At 43.7% G+C, this 1,335-nt stretch carries 1 pseudogene; it reads left to right on the forward strand.

Annotated elements, in window-relative coordinates:
• Positions 1–1,335: pseudogene (locus U9K52_RS21155) on the forward strand (RHS repeat-associated core domain-containing protein); the annotation flags it as partial.

Genomic DNA, 1,335 nt, shown 5'->3' on the forward strand with positions numbered 1-1,335 from the left:
AGCAATGCTACCCAGCCCACGCTGTACGGTTCTGAGAAGATCTTTTCAGAGAAAATCCTGGAAAACTCACCTTTAGACAGGATCCTGCAGCAGAAGCAGGTGGGGAATGCATGGGATACAAAACCCGTACAGCTGGGTTATGATGCCAATACGGCCGAAGATGCCGTTAAAAAATACACCACGGTAACCACTTGGGTTAATGGGGCTACCAGTTCGCAGATCAGCCAGAGTGCGAATTATCTGGCCGCACAGCTCTATAAAAACACCATAACCGATGAAGACGGAAACCAGACCATTGAATTTAAAAACGGGGAAGGCCAGGTTTTGTTGGTAAGAAAGATGCTCAGTGCAACGGAAAAAGTGGATACGTATTATGTGTACAACGAATACAATCAATTGGCATATGTCATTCCGCCATTAGCCTCCAACGTTCAAACCCTTTCAGCTTCTGATCTGGACAACCTCTGCTACCAGTACAAATACGACGGCAGAAACCGCCTGGTAGAAAAGAAGCTTCCGGGCAAAGGCTGGGAATATATGCTCTACGATAAGCAGGACAGACTGGTTGCAACCCAAGACACCGTGATGAAGGAAAAAGGACAATGGCTCTACACAAAATATGACCAGTTCGGAAGAGTGGCTATTACCGGAATCGGAACAGGATACCAGAGAAGTGTGGAACAGGGTACCGTTGACAGCTTTGGATCAAATAATGTAACCCGGATCAATACTCCTTTTTTTAACAGGCAGGGAATCGATGTGTATTATAATAATCCGGACGGAAGCTATCCTAATTCTTCCAACTGGGTAACTTTATTATCTTTAAATTATTATGATTCTTACCCTGGATATTACTTTAACCCATCTTTTCCAACAAATATTTTAGGAGAATCTACCCTTACCGAAACTCCTACAGCGGAAGGCTTAAGCACCAAGAGTCTTCCGGTGATGAGCCTGGTGAAAAACATTGAGGACGACAACTGGACGAAAAATTACACCTATTACGATAAAAAAGGAAGAGCCATCGGAAGTTATTCTATCAATCACTTAGGTGGTCGTACACAAATAGAATCCAGGCTTGATTTTGCAGGGGCTGTTCAGCAAAGCATCACCCGTCATAAAAGGCTGAGTACAGATACCGACAAGGTCATTACCGAAAACTTTACGTATGATTCTCAGAATAGGCTTTTAACTCATACTCATCAGGTAGACAATAACCCGGTGGAATATTTGGCGCAGAATACCTACAATGAACTGTCTCAGCTCTCCGGAAAGAAAGTGGGCGGAACATCCGTTTCCACACCGCTTCAGGATATCAGCTATAAATATAACATC

It is taken from the genome of Chryseobacterium sp. MHB01, from assembly GCF_034651565.1.
Classification (GTDB): Bacteria; Bacteroidota; Bacteroidia; order Flavobacteriales; family Weeksellaceae; genus Chryseobacterium; species Chryseobacterium nepalense.